The sequence below is a fragment of the Leptospira dzoumogneensis genome (genome assembly GCF_004770895.1).
Lineage (GTDB): Bacteria > Spirochaetota > Leptospiria > Leptospirales > Leptospiraceae > Leptospira_B > Leptospira_B dzoumogneensis.
The window spans coordinates 1-18,282 of the sequence record NZ_RQHS01000021.1; the positions used below are offsets into that span (position 1 = coordinate 1).

The 18,282-nt window shown below is 41.2% G+C and carries 17 protein-coding genes and 1 pseudogene; 13 read left to right on the forward strand and 5 right to left on the reverse strand.

The genetic code is table 11. The annotated features are described in order from the left end of the window. Window positions 1–338 precede the first annotated feature (338 nt). On the reverse strand, window positions 339–1,352 hold the full coding sequence (locus EHR06_RS16920; RefSeq protein ID WP_135758090.1) for a hypothetical protein: 1,014 nt from the start codon (window positions 1,350–1,352) through the stop codon (window positions 339–341). A 175-nt stretch (window positions 1,353–1,527) separates the two neighbouring features. Between EHR06_RS16920 and EHR06_RS16925 the strand changes: the two genes are divergently transcribed. After that, window positions 1,528–2,313 carry a LamG domain-containing protein gene (locus EHR06_RS16925; RefSeq protein ID WP_135758091.1) on the forward strand — a complete coding sequence of 262 codons (786 nt, stop codon included), beginning with the start codon at window positions 1,528–1,530 and terminating at the stop codon, window positions 2,311–2,313. An 81-nt stretch (window positions 2,314–2,394) separates the two neighbouring features. Here EHR06_RS16925 and EHR06_RS16930 read toward each other — a convergent pair whose 3' ends face one another. Further along, window positions 2,395–3,063: a hypothetical protein gene (locus EHR06_RS16930; RefSeq protein WP_135758092.1), complete on the reverse strand. Its 669-nt coding sequence runs from the start codon at window positions 3,061–3,063 to the stop codon at window positions 2,395–2,397. Window positions 3,064–3,410: 347 nt separating this feature from the next. Here EHR06_RS16930 and EHR06_RS16935 point away from each other — a divergent pair, with 347 nt between their 5' ends. The 6 genes and pseudogenes from EHR06_RS16935 (at window position 3,411) to EHR06_RS16960 (ending at window position 9,005) form a co-directional block, all read left to right on the forward strand. Further along, window positions 3,411–4,103, forward strand: coding sequence for a hypothetical protein (locus EHR06_RS16935; protein WP_135758093.1), 693 nt, complete (start codon window positions 3,411–3,413; stop codon window positions 4,101–4,103). Beyond that, window positions 4,100–4,300, forward strand: coding sequence for a hypothetical protein (locus EHR06_RS16940; protein WP_135758094.1), 201 nt, complete (start codon window positions 4,100–4,102; stop codon window positions 4,298–4,300). The genes EHR06_RS16935 and EHR06_RS16940 overlap by 4 nt, the downstream gene beginning before the upstream one ends. Before the next feature lie 552 nt (window positions 4,301–4,852). Beyond that, a pseudogene (locus EHR06_RS19300) lies at window positions 4,853–5,559 on the forward strand (transposase); the annotation flags it as partial. Then, a complete protein-coding gene (locus EHR06_RS16950; protein ID WP_244288642.1) occupies window positions 5,477–7,060 on the forward strand; it encodes a transposase in 1,584 nt (527 codons plus the stop codon). The pseudogene EHR06_RS19300 and the gene EHR06_RS16950, both read left to right, overlap by 83 nt. A gap of 362 nt (window positions 7,061–7,422) precedes the next feature. After that, window positions 7,423–7,668: a helix-turn-helix domain-containing protein gene (locus EHR06_RS19365; protein ID WP_135758095.1), complete on the forward strand. Its 246-nt coding sequence runs from the start codon at window positions 7,423–7,425 to the stop codon at window positions 7,666–7,668. An 86-nt stretch (window positions 7,669–7,754) separates the two neighbouring features. Then, complete coding sequence (locus tag EHR06_RS16960; protein WP_135758096.1) at window positions 7,755–9,005, forward strand: transposase; 1,251 nt, start codon at window positions 7,755–7,757, stop codon at window positions 9,003–9,005. On the opposite strand, the gene EHR06_RS16965 is transcribed toward EHR06_RS16960, so the two are convergent. Continuing rightward, on the reverse strand, window positions 8,973–9,836 hold the full coding sequence (locus EHR06_RS16965; protein ID WP_010515158.1) for a flagellar hook-basal body protein: 864 nt from the start codon (window positions 9,834–9,836) through the stop codon (window positions 8,973–8,975). The two genes, EHR06_RS16960 and EHR06_RS16965, sit on opposite strands and share 33 nt — an antisense overlap. A gap of 461 nt (window positions 9,837–10,297) precedes the next feature. Continuing rightward, window positions 10,298–10,732 (reverse strand): peroxide-responsive transcriptional repressor PerRA, encoded by a 435-nt coding sequence (gene perRA, locus EHR06_RS16970; protein WP_135758097.1) that lies wholly within the window; start codon window positions 10,730–10,732, stop codon window positions 10,298–10,300. A gap of 156 nt (window positions 10,733–10,888) precedes the next feature. On the opposite strand from perRA, the gene EHR06_RS16975 reads away from it, so the two are divergent. The 6 genes from EHR06_RS16975 to EHR06_RS17000 all read left to right on the forward strand — a co-directional run bounded on the left by EHR06_RS16975 (window position 10,889) and on the right by EHR06_RS17000 (window position 18,062). Beyond that, window positions 10,889–11,401 (forward strand): ankyrin repeat domain-containing protein, encoded by a 513-nt coding sequence (locus EHR06_RS16975; RefSeq protein ID WP_135758098.1) that lies wholly within the window; start codon window positions 10,889–10,891, stop codon window positions 11,399–11,401. Then, window positions 11,398–12,852 carry a catalase gene (locus tag EHR06_RS16980; protein ID WP_135758099.1) on the forward strand — a complete coding sequence of 485 codons (1,455 nt, stop codon included), beginning with the start codon at window positions 11,398–11,400 and terminating at the stop codon, window positions 12,850–12,852. Before EHR06_RS16975 ends, EHR06_RS16980 begins: the two co-directional genes overlap by 4 nt. A gap of 225 nt (window positions 12,853–13,077) precedes the next feature. Next, window positions 13,078–14,328 carry an ATP-grasp domain-containing protein gene (locus tag EHR06_RS16985; RefSeq protein WP_135758100.1) on the forward strand — a complete coding sequence of 417 codons (1,251 nt, stop codon included), beginning with the start codon at window positions 13,078–13,080 and terminating at the stop codon, window positions 14,326–14,328. Next, window positions 14,315–14,950, forward strand: a complete 636-nt coding sequence (locus tag EHR06_RS16990) for a class I SAM-dependent methyltransferase (protein ID WP_135758101.1) — start codon at window positions 14,315–14,317, stop codon at window positions 14,948–14,950. The genes EHR06_RS16985 and EHR06_RS16990 overlap by 14 nt, the downstream gene beginning before the upstream one ends. Continuing rightward, window positions 14,926–15,813 (forward strand): class I SAM-dependent methyltransferase, encoded by an 888-nt coding sequence (locus EHR06_RS16995; RefSeq protein WP_167492313.1) that lies wholly within the window; start codon window positions 14,926–14,928, stop codon window positions 15,811–15,813. The genes EHR06_RS16990 and EHR06_RS16995 overlap by 25 nt, the downstream gene beginning before the upstream one ends. Next, complete coding sequence (locus EHR06_RS17000; RefSeq protein WP_135758103.1) at window positions 15,810–18,062, forward strand: YhjD/YihY/BrkB family envelope integrity protein; 2,253 nt, start codon at window positions 15,810–15,812, stop codon at window positions 18,060–18,062. Before EHR06_RS16995 ends, EHR06_RS17000 begins: the two co-directional genes overlap by 4 nt. On the opposite strand, the gene EHR06_RS17005 is transcribed toward EHR06_RS17000, so the two are convergent. Continuing rightward, window positions 18,059–18,282, reverse strand: a 224-nt coding sequence (locus EHR06_RS17005; protein WP_208757821.1) for a rod-binding protein, incomplete at its 5' end; no start/stop codon positions are given. The two genes, EHR06_RS17000 and EHR06_RS17005, sit on opposite strands and share 4 nt — an antisense overlap.

Consider the following 18,282-nt stretch of genomic DNA (forward strand, 5'->3'; position numbering starts at 1 on the left):
GGGAACGTTAAGAGGTCTAAGGAGTTCTTCTCTTACCCCCAATGGGATATGGCAGCTAACGATATTTGGAATACGAATATTGCTCTTTAGTTGGATCTATTCTTAAAGAAGCAGCAAAGGATAAAGTAATCAAATAACCTTACTTAGACTTTCCGGATTTAAAACTTAACCTCTTCTCCAATTCTGCCAAAAACTTTCGAATGTTCTCTTGGGCGGCCGCCTCCGTTGCAATTTGTGCTCTATATAATGCAACTCTTTGATCTGAAAATTTTCCTATTCCCTGAGCTTCAATAACTTCATTGAATACGGATTGCCCTTTATTCTTCAGAATTAAAGAATCACTTATACCAAATATTTCTTCCTTCCTCTCCCCCTACAGCAAGAGTCACTCCAAAATAAATCGTATGGATTGTATCTCTTACGAAACGAGAATAATAAGGAGAAAAAGCCATATCAGATATTGCATTTGCGGGGGAGAAACTTGTAAAACTACCGCCAGCCACCAAACTTTGGCCGGTAGATGTAAGGCGATTAGTAGCTACTTCAGAAATTGTAAGCTTGTATCCGGTAAATAGATTTATATTATACTCGATCGGAAAAATGAAACTCAAATCCAAATCGAAACCTCTACGTTTAGAACCTATAGCTGTTCGATCATTCGCTATTGTAATAGGGTCTGGAGGCAACGGGTTCCCCGGTAAATTCGTAATTGAACTGGAATTTTCATTATAAGTTCCGTGATTCAAATAAAATAACGTTACGCGGGATCTAAACTGAACCCAATCTGCAAGAGGCTGAAGATAATATACCGATAGTTGCGGCCCAAAATTACTCTGGCTCGTTTTATACAAGGTAATAGCTGCTCCAGGAAGGGTTGCGAAAAAAGAAGGATCACTACTTGTCGATTCGGCGATTGTTCTTAAACCAATACCCGTCCCGAACCTAGCCGGGATCCAAAAGTATGAATATTCAAAAATGAATTCATTCCGATCCAAATTCATCATCGTAGAAGCATTCACAGGTCGAATCGAAGCGGAATCCGGGTATAAAAAAGCGGACCTATCACTTGCAGTTTCTTTAATCGAGTAATAGTCAACCCAGAAAGAATACTTCCCTGAGTTGGAAAATGTTCGAATTGAATATCCGGTATTTACTGCTGCGCTTCCGGAAAATCCATAACGCAATCCTCCAGATGCGGGAGATTTCTGAATAGCTTCCGATCTCGATTCTTCTATTGGACTCCAAAAACTATAGCCGATTCTTCCTGATACCTCCCACCAGGCAGATTGCACCGGAAATAAAGGCATAATAGCTAACGTAGAGAACAGAATACCAAATTTCAGATTTTTCAAAATATACCCCGGATCGATCGTCAATTATTGATATATCTTGAAATTTTAAAATTGAGTCAACTTTTCTATAGAAAGGAGAATATTCGACTCTTATATCCGGATCACATCAGGGCTCGATATTGATTGCGTTTCATCTTCATTTTCTCCACTATTGGTCAAACCCAAGAATACAAGTATGTCTAACTTCCGTTCTCTTCCGATCTTCTTTCTTTTCGTAATTTTCGGTATTCAAAATTGCGGAACGGTTCTACTCCTGAATGCCCTATGGCCTTCAAAAGAGGATGATCGTATTGGGAATATCGGAGAACTCTTCCTTGGGACCATGAATGTCGGCTTGATCCATTATTGGCCATTAGATGGGGATGCAAATGATAAAGTCGGATCTATGCACTTAACTGCATTTGGAACCGTCGGACCTACGTTAACTTCCGATCGCAATAACCTACCTGGTGGAGCCTTCCAGTACGATGGTATAGACTCATGGCATAGCTCAGATCCGATTGTTGGAGAAACTATCTTAATGGGAACTGCATCTTTTACCCTAAGCGCTTGGGTAAAAGGAAAATTTAAACCATCTGGAGGAGGGATAATCATGGGCCAAGGAGATGGTCTAGGATTTCAGTTTTTAGACGGCACCACCAATTGTTTTCATGGAATCCGAGTTTACACTGCAAACGGAGGCATGGGCGCTATTAGTAACGTCAGCCCTTGCGGAATCTATCAAGACGACGTTTGGTATCATTTGACTTTCACATGGGATCTTCCAAATAATACCGCCAACTTATATGTTGGAAATGATATAGTCAACTCGACAGTATACAATCCAAACTTAACCCCTTGGACCTCCAGTGCTCCCTTTACCTTAGGATACGGCACAATTGGCGGCGGTGCCCAGCCGGTCAGTATCGACGAAGTTCGAATTTATAATAGAGTCGTTCCGCCGATATTTTTCAGTTTTTAATTCCCAACCGAACAATGGATACTGCTATCTAATTAGGAAGCTTACTCCTAACCGCTGCCGAATCTCTAAAACGAATTTTCTTTAGAGAGAAGCCTGGAAACAATACAAGGCTCTCTGGAAATCGCAAGGGGCCCAACCTGAATCGTTTACCCAAACCCAAAAAGAGTCCAGTCTCGGAACAAAACCAGTCTCTCCCCAATCCGGATTGGAACTAGACGTCCAATCTTTGCAGGAAGTATTGGTTCCGTTAACATAATATCCGTCCCATCTGGTTCCGGTCCAAACCGAACGATAAGTTCCGGAAGAAGGAGCATAGTTCCCTTGCTCATTACGAATCTGTGTAGCGATCGTCCCGTCGAAAAGGTCCGAGACAGAAAGAGCGATCGTTTCACCTGTGGTAGTTACATATTTTGCATTCGGCATCCTACCTCTGGCATGCATTGCAGAAGTAGAAATAACCGCTTGAAAAGTTCCTGACAAACCGCCTGCTCCTGCAGTGGAAGCACAACGAAAATCGGCCCCGCTCACTCCGCCTAGATTTCCATTATAGATGCTGCTCGTAATAAAAAGAATTCTGGAAGGATCCTCTGGTGGAGGAACTTCTCCCGGATCAGTCTCAGTTCCATCACCTCCGGAACTCGACAAGGCTAATGCCAAAAGACCTTGGGACCCGTCCGGTGAACCCTGATCGCAGTCAACCAAGGCAAAAAATAGAAGAATCACACAGAACGATGAAAATACACGTATCATAAAATGAATATAGGCCTTCTGCTTTTTACTAAAAGAACCTCAAAACAACGTTATTAGGCTCTTTCTTTCTATACACATGTAGATCCCAAGTCGGACAATACAAATATTTTTTTTAGAGTATTTGAAACCATACTACCATTCCTACAAGCGAAACTTCACCAGCGGTGATTGCCGTCACGATATGCGTAATCGCCGTTTCCACGTTCTGCAAATCCAGGATCGATTACATGGTTTTTTCCTAAGTTAAGTATCCATATTGGGGTATCTGGGGAATATATAGATATATGTATGTCGGAGGGAATCCTATAAAATTCAGTGACCCGAGCGGACACAATAAGTATGTTCATATGTTTAATCGAATAGTTAAAAATACCATTCATTCTTATAATTATTTCTTTAAACATCCGGTCAGCTCAGCAAATGAATTTATGCACGTATTGCAAGGAAAAGGCAGGAGACACGAACGAAGTTCTTTAAGTTGGAATAAAATTAATAAGGGACTGACGTTTGCGGGTAAAGTAATGATGCCTCTTTGGGATCCTGCATTTACACTAGGGCTATATTGGACAGGGTTAAATTATGTAGCGGGAATATTTCAGTGGATGGGAGGAGGTAAAATGCCTTGGATAGAATATCGGGCAGGAGGATATTTAATGCACAACTCTCCTCTAGCTGGAGCAGGAGTAACCATGGGACCAGTGGCATCCGTTCCGACCGGAGCGGACGAAGCTACAATTCAGCATGAGCTTGCACACGTTAGGCAGTATAATAACTGGGGAGGATGGAATTATATAGGCGCTACTTGGCAAAGTCCGTTTAATAACATTTCCGGAAAGGGCCCATCATATGCGGAAAGGAACGCCGATTCATCCTCCGGAACGAATGCATATGGAGGAAATACATTCTTTGATTTGCAATTTTTGTATCTGGCTCATCAGCTGGGTTGGGATAATTTATATTCCAATGGCTATATTAACTTAGAAATTTTAATAGAAATATATACACTATTACAATATAGAGCGAGGCTAATTCCGCTATGAAAAAATATTTTTTAATATCATTGTTTCTTTTTCTACTTGCTTGTCCAGGACCGCCGGCAAAAGAACAGGCGCAAGCACGTTGTCAGAAAACGGCCAAAGAATTAATGGCTCTTTTTGCATTAGATCCTCCTCAGACGCAGGGAGAATTAGAAGTGGTTAATTTAATACTTATTGCTTCGCTAAATTGTGGAGACTAAGTTTTGCCCTATGTCTTAGCCCAAAAACTAATAAACATTAATTGGTATTCAAATTAAGCAACCTCGGAATGAAAATAGACATGGTGGATACGGCGGAAATACTTACTATGCTATACAATTTCTTCAGATAGCAAATTCATTAGGACTCCTAAATGATTTAGGAAATCCTATTAATAGAACAATTTTGACGGAAATATACAAATATTTTATCATTCACATTAGATTAGTACCAGTTTTATGAAGAAAACAATTAGAAGTTTAAATTTGTTATTTGTTGCAGTCCTTTTTCTAAATTGTCCAGCAAATAATTCATCCGTAAAAACCGAAAGTTGTGAACGTTTAGCTAAATTGAATCTCCTATTTAATTTAACTAATTCAACTGCTCAAACGAGTGAAGAAGCTCAGGCATTAGAGATTTCCAATGCATACTATATCAATGAATTGATATCCGGTTGCAAGGATAGATATTCAAAAGAATTTCCGTAGCAAAACTGCAGGCTCACTATTAAAGCTAAAAAGAATCACCCAAGCCCGGGCTTCGTAACCGTATGATCCTCTAAGATGAGAAACAAGCCCTACGTATGCGTAGACACTGCTGTATTGTATTCTGCAGGTGAAAGAGCAAGCCAAGGTAGGAAACGATACAGACATAGTGGTGCTACATCTTCTATATACCTTTCAGAGAAATTGGGAGGAAGACAAGTTGGAACCTTAGTCCAGACTATAGCAATAAAGCAAGGACTAGTATTCTTCACTTCAGTATCTAATCAGAAGGCAGATACTTTAGGACCAATCATCAAGGACCACTTGCCAACATGCACTCCACTTTTCACTGATCAAGGATATCCTGGCTTTGGGGAATATACAAGAAGCACAGATCAGTGAATCACTCTGCTCGTTCAAAAGATAATAGATATAGATTCGCTCGTAATCGCTGGAGTAAGAATGGAGTTCACAACCAAGTAGCAGAAGGAAATCAAAGAGTCCTGAAAACAGCCTTTGCTTCTTACGGATACATAAAGCCAGAATACTCTCAGTTGTATCTGAATGAGTTTAGCTTCATTAAGAATGCGAATGTATTTGGGTTGGATGTGCTCATTAATGATGCGTCGATGTGTGGAGGTAGGGATGCTTTTCGTGTCAATCCGAGAGCGCGGAAGAAGGGAGCGGTTCGGATTGAAAGGAAAGGATATTTACCTATCCCCTGTAACCATTGCTCACAAATCGCGCGCGCAGAAGGAAAAGTCGGAAGACGGTAAGAAAAATAAGTCAGCAACAAATACCTCTAGCAAATTCAAACATGCAGGAATCAGAATAGAGTTCTTCGAGCAGATCACAAAGAAGATCTTGCATGACTTTTACAAAAAGAAATGTCCTCACTGCGAGAATCAAATACTGGACAAAGAAATCTCAACTCGACCGGATCTAATTCGTTGTAGAGTTTGCCATTACCAAACTTCAAGACTGGCATACACTCCCCTCCACCAATGTAAACTTCCGCTCTGGATGTTCGGATATGTATTTTACGAATCTCTCATCCAACATCCAAAAGTTCTCACCTCAATAGAGATCTCCAAGAGATTAGGTATTTCATATAAAGCAGCTCTGTTACTCAAAAGAAGATTCCAAGTATTTGCATCAGAACAATTAGATAAATATAAACAAATAACATTCAAACTCTTGGAGGATGAATTTAGAGACTTCAATTTGCCTCCAAACGAGAATACGAATATTACAAAGAAAATGGCAAAGCATTCGTATATATGTGCAGATACTGCCGTTTTGTATTCTGCATCTGCAAGAGCAAACAAAGGAAGAAAACGTTTCCGTCACAGTGGAGCTACTGCATCCATATATCTCTCGGATAAACTTGGTGGAAAACAAATCGGAACCTTAGTTCATACAATTGCAATCAAAGGTGGGCCTGTATTTTTTCATTCAGTTCCAAATCAAAAAGCAAATACACTTGGACCAATCATCAAAGAACATTTGCCAATTAGAACTCCGCTATTCACGGACCAAGGATACCGTTGGCTTTGGGGAATATACAGAAATCATAGATCGGTAAATCACAATGCGAAATCAAAAGAAGGAAGATATCGTTGGGCAAGGAATAGATGGAGCAAACATGGAGTTCATTCTCAAGTAGCAGAAGGAAATCAGAGATTACTCAAAACTTCCTTCGGTGCATATTGTTATACAACACCAGAATACTCGACTCTGTATCTGAATGAATTTGCCTTCCTCAAGAACGCGAAAGTCATCGGACTCGACGCTTTAGTTCAGAAGGAAGAGGAAGGTTCTGTGAGGATTGGAGCTAGGTTATATGGACTTCCTAAAACCTCGCGCGCGCGTAACAAATCCCTACAACCTTCGATCGATAAGTTACGCTATTCGGAATCAAACGAATCATTCCATGAAGAAACGATCTTAGAATCCGGTCATGCTTTATTAAATCCACTATCAGAAATCGAAAAGGCAAAAGTAAAATTGTCTAAGGAAATGGTTGCTCATAACAAATTCTGGAATGAGAAAAGAGGAAACTATCCTCAAAGAAAACGAGAATTAAAACATCAGATGCTCGCCAGTAAAATCTGGATCTTAGCGACCGAAAGGAGCGATAAAGGCTCTCGAATCTCTGTTTCCGAAATATGTTCTTCATTACGTATACGAAAGGTAACAGCAAACCACATCCTAAATAAATGGATCAAACTGAAACTGATCGCAAGCGGACAAGGTTACTCTTTCACCCGGATTTAATTTAACTCTTTGAACCAGCCGATCACTTCCGTTATAAACTGAAATATAAAGAATCCTTCCGGACATGTTTCCCACTTTTGGAAACGCAAATAAAGGACTAACAATTAGGATCGATGCCAAAGCAAATAATTTGCCCACCGAATATACATTCTTTCTCATACTTTGATTCTCCTTAACAGGTAAATCTCCGATGGTTTGTTCGATAAGGACTTCCTATTTTCAAGAAACCGGAAATGTGCCAAAAACCGCGCAGAACGATGGAAATTTATCGAAACTATTTGTCGCGTCATTTTAGTCAACGCTATTTTTAGCGTGCTATATGTAGCATGGTATAAATAGCAGAACAACCTTAAAATCCACGAATGGATTACGAATCCTTTCAAAAGAATGTCAGCAAGCGAATCAAACAACTAAGGTTGGATAAGAAACTTTCCCAGGAGGAATTAACCGGACTGGATATGGGAGTTAGGGTTTACCAAAGGATAGAATCCGGCGATGGGTCCCCAAGTCTGCACAGTTTGTACAAAATTGCAAAAGCCCTCGGAGTGCATCCAAAGGAATTATTGAACATTCCGATGCCGGAAGAAAGATCGAAAAAGGCTAAATAACCGAATTTCTCATTTTTCCATTTACATTCGGTCCTATTAAAAATTCTGTAAATTCGATTTATTAACCAGAAAATCGACCGCTTTCCATGCAGAATTTCAACCGAGAAAAATCCTCAAAAAAAGGTCTTCAAATACAAACCATTGAGGAAGCACAACAATGGTCAAAATTTGTTATATCCCCTGTAACCATTGCTCACAAATCGCGCGCGCAGAAGGAAAAGTCGGAAGACGGTAAGAAAAATAAGTCAGCAACAAATACCTCTAGCAAATTCAAACATGCAGGAATCAGAATAGAGTTCTTCGAGCAGATCACAAAGAAGATCTTGCATGACTTTTACAAAAAGAAATGTCCTCACTGCGAGAATCAAATACTGGACAAAGAAATCTCAACTCGACCGGATCTAATTCGTTGTAGAGTTTGCCATTACCAAACTTCAAGACTGGCATACACTCCCCTCCACCAATGTAAACTTCCGCTCTGGATGTTCGGATATGTATTTTACGAATCTCTCATCCAACATCCAAAAGTTCTCACCTCAATAGAGATCTCCAAGAGATTAGGTATTTCATATAAAGCAGCTCTGTTACTCAAAAGAAGATTCCAAGTATTTGCATCAGAACAATTAGATAAATATAAACAAATAACATTCAAACTCTTGGAGGATGAATTTAGAGACTTCAATTTGCCTCCAAACGAGAATACGAATATTACAAAGAAAATGGCAAAGCATTCGTATATATGTGCAGATACTGCCGTTTTGTATTCTGCATCTGCAAGAGCAAACAAAGGAAGAAAACGTTTCCGTCACAGTGGAGCTACTGCATCCATATATCTCTCGGATAAACTTGGTGGAAAACAAATCGGAACCTTAGTTCATACAATTGCAATCAAAGGTGGGCCTGTATTTTTTCATTCAGTTCCAAATCAAAAAGCAAATACACTTGGACCAATCATCAAAGAACATTTGCCAATTAGAACTCCGCTATTCACGGACCAAGGATACCGTTGGCTTTGGGGAATATACAGAAATCATAGATCGGTAAATCACAATGCGAAATCAAAAGAAGGAAGATATCGTTGGGCAAGGAATAGATGGAGCAAACATGGAGTTCATTCTCAAGTAGCAGAAGGAAATCAGAGATTACTCAAAACTTCCTTCGGTGCATATTGTTATACAACACCAGAATACTCGACTCTGTATCTGAATGAATTTGCCTTCCTCAAGAACGCGAAAGTCATCGGACTCGACGCTTTAGTTCAGAAGGAAGAGGAAGGTTCTGTGAGGATTGGAGCTAGGTTATATTTACCTCAACACATCATTCAGAAGTTTCCCTAACATTTGGTCCTGGGTTTGAACAGTCTTCTGATTCGCTTCATAAGAGCGGTTTACTTCAATCATCTCAACCATTTCAGTAACGACACTAACATTAGAAGCTTCTAAATAACCTTGGAGAAGGTTCGGTTCTTCTTCCAAAAGAAAAGGTCTTGGTTCACCTGACTCAGGAGTATCATTATAGAAGGAGTCCCCTTCTTTATCCAAGTGACGAGGATTTTCTACAGTACGTATCTTGATACGATCTAAAAGAACAGGAGTTTCAAATCTATTTTTGTCCGCACCAACGGAATTACGAGGATCATTACCTATCTCGCCGTTGATCCAAACTTCTCCATTCTCTTTGATCAAAAAATTACCACGAGCAACTTTGATCGGGCCATTCTCACCCATCAAAGGAAAACCTTGAGGAGTCACCAAGTAACCGTTCGTATCCAAAACGAATGCACCTGAGCGAGAAAGTCTTTCCCCTCTATTAGTTAACACGCTAAAAAATGCAGGATGTTCAGTGCCGGGTCTATCTTGTAGCATCATGTCGAAAGGATTGTCTGTCTTCTTCACAGCACCTTGTTCGAATCTTGTATAAATTTCATTTACCTCGGCGCCTAACCCGAGTTTGCCGACCACAGGAGCAGTGTCGAACGAGCCCATAGGCACTTTGCCCACGCCGTCTTCGCTGAATCTATGGATCAAAAGTTCAGGAAAAGTTTTGAACAACGTTGTGTCCCTTTTGAATGCAGTCTTGTCCACGTTCGCAAGATTGTTTGAGATCACGTCCATGCGTGTCTGCTGCACGATCATCCCGTTGGATCCTGTGTACATTCCTCTTAACATTCTTCTTTCTCCTGCTCCTTTTAAGGATCGGAATTTTTTAAAGATCCCATTACGCTTTTGAAGACATAAAAAGAAAAAATAAGAAGGAGTTCCTACCAACTTCAGAAATCGATTTCGGGGTTTGGCCGCCTCCCGCCCGATGGCGGGACCGGGCTGCTACGGGTTCGGCGAGTCCGCCTCATCCCACCTTCGGTGGGACAAGCCCTTCGCATCCCTTGCGGAACGCGGAACAGTGATTCAGAAAATCCCATTCCAAACGAGGTCGGCACGGAATCCAGAATCTACATTCCATCCCAAAAGCGCACAAACCTGGCTTGATAATTTGGAAATTTTCTGATATAGAGCCAGGAAGCAACCTCCCACGGGGCCCTCCTCCACCACCCAAACTCGGGCGGGGGCCGTCTTTGAAAAAATGTGTTCGATTAAAACCCAGTGTGGTACCCGAAGCAGCCGAAGAGTTCCTACTTCTTCTTGCCTTTCAAGGTGATAGATAAATTGCAATCTTCCAGGGTTTTGCCCGTTTTCGCGGTGAAATCTTTTTTAAGTTCAGAGAGTATCTTTTCTTGGAGTTTGGAATCCAAATCTATATCGAAAATTTCCCCAGTCTCTTCGTCGATCGCATGGTGATGATTTCCCAAATTAGAATCGTATAATGTAATCCCGGACTTCAATTCCAGAAGATGTACGATCCCCTTTTCAGAGAATAATTTCAGATTATTAAAAACGGTCGCCCGAGACGCATTCGGCATATGCTCATTTACCAGATGAAATACCTGGTCCGCTGTCAAATGTTGGGGCTCCGACAATAGAAGATTCGCCATTTGTAACCGTTGCACGGTCACATTGATCCCAGCCTCTTCTAATATCTTCTTAGTTCTCTCGTAAGAGTCCTTCATATCTTCAGATTACCACCCCGTCCTTTTTTGTCCACAATTTAGACTTATTCTAAAAAAAGACTTGAACTAAAAACTTCCTAATTTAGACTAAGTCTAAATTAATAATAGATCCAGAAGATGAGCTGAGGGGCCCTCCCCCCTCTTGGGGAAATAGATATGGAAGATAAAAACGGAACTTCTGCCTGGGAGAAATACAAAACCACGATGTCCGCATCTTCAGACCGGAACTCTTTCGATCTAGCGAGAAGTGGAAACTTAGAGGATCTTTCGAGAAAGTTAGACTCTCTTAAAGATATCAACCTGAAAAATGAGAAGGGTCATAGCCTTCTCATGTTGGCCGCTTATTATGGCCAAGAAGGAACAGTTCGTTATTTATTGTCCCAAGGTGCTGATCCGAATTCAACGGATCTTTCCGGAAACTCCATATTGATGGGAGTTTCTTTTAAAGGATATTCTAATATTCTAAAACTCCTTTTGGAAGCGGGAGCCGATCCGGACTATCAAAATCCTAAAGGACAGACCGCTCTTCAATTTGCTGAAATGTTCGGCCGCAGAGAGATCTGCCGGATCCTTTCTCAAAATACCTCACAGTCCTCTTCCACAATTTCTTTTATGAGATCTTGGATTCGATTCTTCACTCAAAACGCGCTTAAAGGAGGCAGACGATGAGTAAAAAAACTTTGACCACTTCGGGAGGACATCCGGTTCCTCAAAACCAACATTCAGTGACCGCAGGATCCAGAGGTCCTATCCTAATACAGGACACTCACTTGATAGAAAAATTAGCCCATTTCAACAGGGAAAGGATCCCGGAAAGAGTCGTTCATGCGAAAGGTGCAGGAGCTTACGGCGTATTGACCATTACAAAAGATTTAAGTGAATATTCTAGAGCATCCGTTTTTTCTAAAGTAGGTAAAACCACTCCTCTATTCTTAAGATTTTCCACTGTTGCGGGAGAAAAAGGTTCCGCGGATACGGAAAGAGATCCAAGGGGATTTGCGGTTAAGTTTTATACGGAAGAAGGTATCTGGGATTTGGTCGGGAATAATACTCCTGTGTTCTTCGAAAGGGATCCATTAAAATTTCCCGATTTTATCCATTCCCAAAAAAGAGATCCGATCACCGGTTATAAAAATCCTTTCCGTATGTGGGATTATTGGGCCAAAGCTCCGGAAGCTCTTCATCAAATGACGATACTTTTCGGGGATAGAGGAATTCCTGACGGTTTTAGATTTATGAACGGTTATGGAAGCCATACTTTCGGTCTTTGGAATAAAAAAGGAGAACGTTTCTGGGTCAAATTCCACTTCAAATCTTTGCAAGGGATCAAAAACTTGAGTCCTCAAAAGGCGGCAGAGTTAGCCGGAACCGATCCTGACTATGCAACCAGAGATCTTTTCGAGGCGATTGAAAGAAAAGAATTCCCTAAATGGAGATTCTGCGTGCAGATCATGCCGGAAAAAGATGCAGAAAACTTTAAGTTCAACCCTTTCGATCTAACCAAGGTTTGGTCCCATAAGGATTATCCTCTAATAGAAGTCGGGATCATGGAATTGAACCAAAACCCTAAGAACTATTTCGAAGAAGTGGAACAGGCTGCTTTCTCTCCTTCCAATATGCCTCCTGGGATCGGAGCTTCTCCGGACAAAATGTTGCAAGGCAGATTGTTCGCTTATCCGGATGCTCAGAGATATCGTTTGGGGATCCAATACCAACAACTTCCGGTCAACCGTCCCCGCAGCGAGGTGAATGTGTATCATAGAGACGGCAGCATGAAGTTCCAAAACGACGGCCAATATGATAATTACGAACCGAACGGTTTTGGCGGTCCTTCTCAAGAAGGATCTTATGCGGAACCTCCGTTAAAAATCTCAGGTGATGCGAGCCGTTATGATTCTCATGCAGGGAACGATGATTTTTCCCAAGCAGGAGACTTGTATCGTCTCATGAGCCCGGAAGAAAGGGAACGTTTGACTAGCACGATCGCTTCTACTATGAAGTCGATACCGAATGGTTTGGCGATCGAGAATATCAAACATTTCTATAAATGTGATGTGGAATACGGGACTAAGATCGCGGAAAAGCTGGGGATCTCCGTTAAAGAAGTACGGAATTCGTAACTTGTATTGCGACACCGATCGACTCGTGGTCAAAAAATCCTGCATGGGATTTTTTGACCGAAGAGGAGAGCGGGATCCGAAACCTTTAGGTTTCGGAGTCGCCCCAAATCTTCCCGATCTTCGCCTTCTTGGAGTTCCTACATTCTTCCTACAAACCGGCCGGATTTTGTCTCATTCCTAAAAAACCTTTGACATCTCTTGTTCTGAAGGCTATCTATCCAGGGGATGAAGAAAAAAGGGTATTTTCTCTCCTTAGGAGCCGGTAAAAACCAGGTACCCTTGATTTCTGCGGCAAGAGCACTGGGCTTGGAAGTAGCCGCAGTAGACAAAAACGATAAGGCGCCGGGCTTCGCGATGGCAAGCCTAAGGATCATAGAATCCACCTTCGAATACAGAAGGATCTTAAGAGCAGTCGCAGAAAATCCATTGCCTACTCCGATCATCGGGTTAGGAACAAGATCTTTCGGTAAAGCAACTTATAGCACTGCATATCTTGCGGAAAAATTAAAACTGAAATATGCAAGCACCGAATCTGTATTAAAATTTTCTGATAAACAAATTCTGAAAGAGACTTTGGCCCCAAAAGGGATAAGGGTCCCAAGAGAGATCCCTGCTTCGGAGATCAAAGCAAAGTCTAAATCTTTTCCTTATCCTTGGATCCTAAAACCTAGCCAGGGCAGCGGCAAATCAGGGATCCAACTCGTAGAATCCGATTCAGATCTGAAATCGATTTCTAATTTAATTTCCCCTAAAAAACAGCCTAAATCAAAAACCACTGCCAATTCCCCTCATCCTGAAACCTGGCTTTTAGAAGAGTATATTCCAGGTCCTGAATATACCGTTTTGGGATTGGTAGAAGGTTCCGAATTTCATTTGGTGAATATTTCCTTGAAGGAAACTTCTTCTTTTCCTCCTTTTCTGGAAGCCGCTCATCGTTTGCCCTTCCCAAAATCGGAATTGGAAGGAGAGATCAAGATGTTGTGCAGAGCAATCGTTAAGGCCACCGGTCTGAAAAATTGTCCTTTTGTAGCCGAGTTCAGATCGGACGAGAACGGGGATCTTGTTTTGATCGAAGCGGCTCCGGAAGTGGGCGGTGAATATCTGGCGGATGTTCTTGTTCCGGGTTATTCCGGTTACGATTATTTCACTAATTTAGTCAAACTTTTGGTGGGAGAACCGATCACCCCTCCCCCTTCTAGTTTAGAAATTCCTAAAAAACTAAAATCTCAAGTTCGTTTTGATATTCCTCCCAGAGGAGTTTCCGTTCTAAAATCCTGGGAAAATTTTCCCACCGCTTTCGGTGAGACAATTCTTTTGGACCAAAACTTAAAAGAGCTCGGTTCTAAACTGGATACTTCTTTAGGAAACGAAACAAGGACCAGAGTTCTTTGCGTAAGATCTAAAGCTTCTTCTTCGGAAGAAGAATGGAATGGTTCCGTGAAAAATCGTTTGAAGGCGGAATATGAAGCCCGCTGATCATCCTTCCAAAGAAGCTTGGGAAACTCATTATACCAGATCTAAAGCGAAACTTTCTTATCCGGATGAGAACTTAGTTCGGATGATCTCTAAATTTCCGTCTTCTTCCCCTTCTCCCAAAGCTTTAGATTTTGGGACGGGTTCCGGAAGACATTGTGTTCTTTTAAAAGATTTCGGTTATGAAGTATCTGCTGCAGACTATAGTGAAAATTCCATCCAATCGGTTCGGGAATCTTATCCTTGGGTTAAAACTTTTTTGCTGAATTCTCCTCCTTATCCTTTTGCAGACGAAGAATTCGATCTCATTGTAAGCTGGGGAGTTCTACATTATAATTCTCCCGATCTCGCAAAATTTATGTTAGATGATACATTCCGTATTTTAAAAAAAGGCGGGTATCTTGCAGCTTCCGTAAGAGCGGAAGGTGACACTCACTTGAAAGCGGAAAAGGGTAAAATTGGAACCGCGGATCTTGCAGGCGGCGCCACCTGGTTTTATTCCAAAGAAGATGTGCAAGGCCTTCTTCAAAATTTTTCTTCTTTCGAGATCGGTTATACGGAGAGAACTCCATTAGGAAAATTGGATGAGAGGATTTGTCATTGGATCTTTCTCGCCAAAAAATAATCCAAGAAGAATGTCCTCTGAACGGGGACTGCGATTGGGAACCTTTATACAGATCCGAATTCGGTAACTTCGATCTTTCTATCCAAACCTGCAAAACCTGCGGCTTCCAAGCACAATTTCCAAGACCGGAACCGGAGTCATTATATACAGAAGAATATTATACAGGTGACAAGGGATTCACGTATAGAGACGAAAGACAGACCGAAAAATTCGATCGTTATGTTTGGTTCGCTCGTCTTAAAAATATTTCCAAGTTCAGATCTTCCGGAAACTTCTTGGACATTGGCTGCTCCTTCGGCGGTTTTTTAGAATGCGCTAAAGAAAAAGGTTTCGTGCCTTATGGTGTGGAAATTTCTTCCTTCTCCGCCAAACAAGCGGAAACGAGAGGTTTTAAAGTATGGGTAGGCCAATTTTTAGATGCGGATCTTCCTGAAAACTTTTTCGACGTGATAACACTTATCGAAGTGATAGAACATTTAGAAAACCCTAAAGAAGTATTCAATAAACTCGCAAGGATCCTAAAACCGGGCGGATTACTTCTCATACAGACCGCGAATTTTGACGCCTGGCAGGCGATGGAAGCAGGTAAAAATTATCATTATTATTTGCCCGGTCATGTGTATTATTATTCTGCAAAGATCCTTCGGAAAATTCTTGCCATAAGAGGATTCGAAAGACAGATTACTTACCTCGGAGTGGACTTCCCTCTTTCCGCTAAACTTTTAAAATCAAGGGGAAGTTTTTCAAGCTGGAAGGATTATTTTAAATGGTTCCGGATCTCTTTCTACCATTTCAAAAGTAAACTTTCCAAAAAAGGAATACCACTCACTTCTTCTATGGTGCATTACGCGATTAAGAAATGAATTCTCATCCGAATACAAAGTATAGTAGATTTTTCGATTATATTCCGGACGCAGGTTTAGGAAGAAAACTGAACTTTACGGTCCGTGTTTTAGCCGCATCCGCCTATCGTTTTGTCAAAGACGAATGCCTGATCAAGGCTTCCGGTATTTCTTATACTACGATCGTGTCCTTAATCCCGATGCTCGTTGTGGCGCTTTCACTTTTGACGATCACTTCCGGACTGGACAATCGTAAGGAAGAAATATTCGATAAAATTAATGCGTTTTTTCTGATCAGCAATATTAATTTGGATATCAATCCTTACTTGGACACCTTAGGAGAATTGATCGATGCCGCCAGACAGATCGGCGCGATCGGTTTTATTCTTTTAGTGTTCTCCGCAACTACAGTATTAAGATCTTTAGAAAACTCTTTTAACTCCATTTGGAGGATAGAAGAAAAAAGATCCGTTCTGCAGGAATTCGTATTTTACTTTTTTGTCCTTTCTATCGGCCCCTTACTTCTTGTGATCGGCGACAATCTTGCCAAGAAGGTAACAGATGTGTTCCGTCCTCCTCATTATCTGAGCATGGACAAAGATCCGGAAAATCATGTCTGGATTGCAGGCGAGAACGGAACTCTCCTAAGAATGGACTCAGGCCTCAAACAGGATTATTATCTAGATGAGAAGGATATAGATCTCAAAAATATCCGCTGCCTGGACTCTTTCGGGGTCCGTGTAGACTTCTGCGAAAAACCCGATATTTCCAAGGAAAATTTCGTTAGAGTTTCCATCAAAGACGGAAAAGTATACGCTCTTTCCGAAAAAGGATTATTCCTTTCTAAACCTGTAGACGGTTCCGTATGGAATGCGATCTATTTCGATAATACTCATTTTAAAGATTTTGAATATATTAACGAAGGGAATTTTTATCTAATCTTCTCCAATGGAGAAGTACTGCATTTTTTCACCCAAGGTAGAAGTTACAAACCCATATTCACAAATGTTCTGAAGATCCGAGCGAATCGGGTTTATTTTCCCGAGCCTTATCTGGGCTATATCGTAGATGAGGATGGAAATGTTTGGAAAAGTGAAGATGGCGGTTATACATGGAACGCCACTAAGATCACTGGGCACGGCTTAAAGGACATCCATAGGATCAAACCGGGAGAACTTTTTGTAACAGGAGAAAGAGGTTCCGTTTTCAAAACGGAAGACGGCGGTTATTCCTGGAAAAATCTAAGCCATAAAAGATACACGTTCACCAAAGTTTGGTCCATAGAAAATGAAGAATCCGCGGATATTTTTCTTTTGGATGCTCTCGGAAACATTCTAGTCTCCATAGACGGAGGGGAACATTGGAATACTTTTTATATTCCCGCCAAAGGGAAAGTATTCGCTTCCGGATTATTGGACAGAAGTGAGAACGGAAGATTCAGATTATTGAATATAGGAGAATATAGAAAGATCAGTCTTTCGGAATACAAGGATGTAAAATACGAAACGATCATCCTACAAGGAGGAGAGTCGGTATTCTCTCCTTACAATATTCTAAAATTCTTTTTTCCTTTAATCGGGATCTGGCTTTTTTTCTTGGCATTATTCACATTGATCCCGAATACGAAGGTCCCTATCAGAGCTTCGGCTTGGGGAGCAGGATTTACAAGTGTGATCTTCTTGGTCTTCCTATATGGATTTCAGGTATATATCACATCCTTCTCCGAAACCACAATGATAGTGTATAAGGCGCTCGCCTCCATCCCTATCTTCTTGATAGGAGTATATTCATTATCATTGATCGTTCTATTCGGGGCAGAAGTTACTGCCTGTGTACAATATCCGGAAAGATACTACGCGCCCTTCCAATTGATAGAAGAACATCATACCTCCTTTAGTTATGAATTCAGAAAGTTAATGGGAGTTTTAAAAGCAGTCTATTCAGTCCAAAAAGAAAATAAGATCGCTCCTCGAAACGGAGACCTTGCGATCAAATCAGGGCTTCACGCGGAAGAAATTCCAAGACTTACTAAAACTTTATCCGAAGCGGGACTACTTGTAGAAACAAATGAAGGTGGGGCCTGGCTGCCTGTGGTCTCAGGAGAAGATCTGACTCTGGGAGATTTTTACCGAAGGATCCCTGAACCTCTTTTAAAGGAAGATCCTTCTTTCCATGTGTATCCCGATAAGGTCCGGGAAAAAATGGATAAGGCGGAAACTTCCCTTCAAAAAGATCTGGATGCGATCAGCTTCAGGGATCTGATCGATTAGATTTTAGAATCCAGCTTAGAGATCGGCGGAAGATTAGAAGACAAGGATTGATAGATCTGTTCCGCAAGTCCCAAAGAAGAATTCGCGGATAAATTCTTAGAATATTCGTCATAAAGCATATCTTCGAAAATTTCTTCTGCGTATCCGCCGTCTATAAGCCCGGATTTATGAACTGTGGATTTCATTTCTTTCAACATCATCTTAACGAAGATGGATTCGA

Coding starts and splice junctions, on each gene's coding strand:
- EHR06_RS16980 (WP_135758099.1), top strand. CDS start 11,398: ATGAGTAAAAAAACTTTGACCACTTCGGGAGGACATCCGGTTCCTCAA.
- EHR06_RS16965 (WP_010515158.1), bottom strand. CDS start 9,836: ATGTTAAGAGGAATGTACACAGGATCCAACGGGATGATCGTGCAGCAG.
- EHR06_RS16930 (WP_135758092.1), bottom strand. CDS start 3,063: ATGATACGTGTATTTTCATCGTTCTGTGTGATTCTTCTATTTTTTGCC.
- EHR06_RS16985 (WP_135758100.1), top strand. CDS start 13,078: ATGAAGAAAAAAGGGTATTTTCTCTCCTTAGGAGCCGGTAAAAACCAG.
- EHR06_RS19365 (WP_135758095.1), top strand. CDS start 7,423: ATGGATTACGAATCCTTTCAAAAGAATGTCAGCAAGCGAATCAAACAA.
- EHR06_RS17000 (WP_135758103.1), top strand. CDS start 15,810: ATGAATTCTCATCCGAATACAAAGTATAGTAGATTTTTCGATTATATT.
- EHR06_RS16940 (WP_135758094.1), top strand. CDS start 4,100: ATGAAAAAATATTTTTTAATATCATTGTTTCTTTTTCTACTTGCTTGT.
- EHR06_RS16960 (WP_135758096.1), top strand. CDS start 7,755: ATGCAGAATTTCAACCGAGAAAAATCCTCAAAAAAAGGTCTTCAAATA.
- perRA (WP_135758097.1), bottom strand. CDS start 10,732: ATGAAGGACTCTTACGAGAGAACTAAGAAGATATTAGAAGAGGCTGGG.
- EHR06_RS16925 (WP_135758091.1), top strand. CDS start 1,528: ATGTCTAACTTCCGTTCTCTTCCGATCTTCTTTCTTTTCGTAATTTTC.
- EHR06_RS16935 (WP_135758093.1), top strand. CDS start 3,411: ATGTTTAATCGAATAGTTAAAAATACCATTCATTCTTATAATTATTTC.
- EHR06_RS16975 (WP_135758098.1), top strand. CDS start 10,889: ATGGAAGATAAAAACGGAACTTCTGCCTGGGAGAAATACAAAACCACG.
- EHR06_RS16990 (WP_135758101.1), top strand. CDS start 14,315: ATGAAGCCCGCTGATCATCCTTCCAAAGAAGCTTGGGAAACTCATTAT.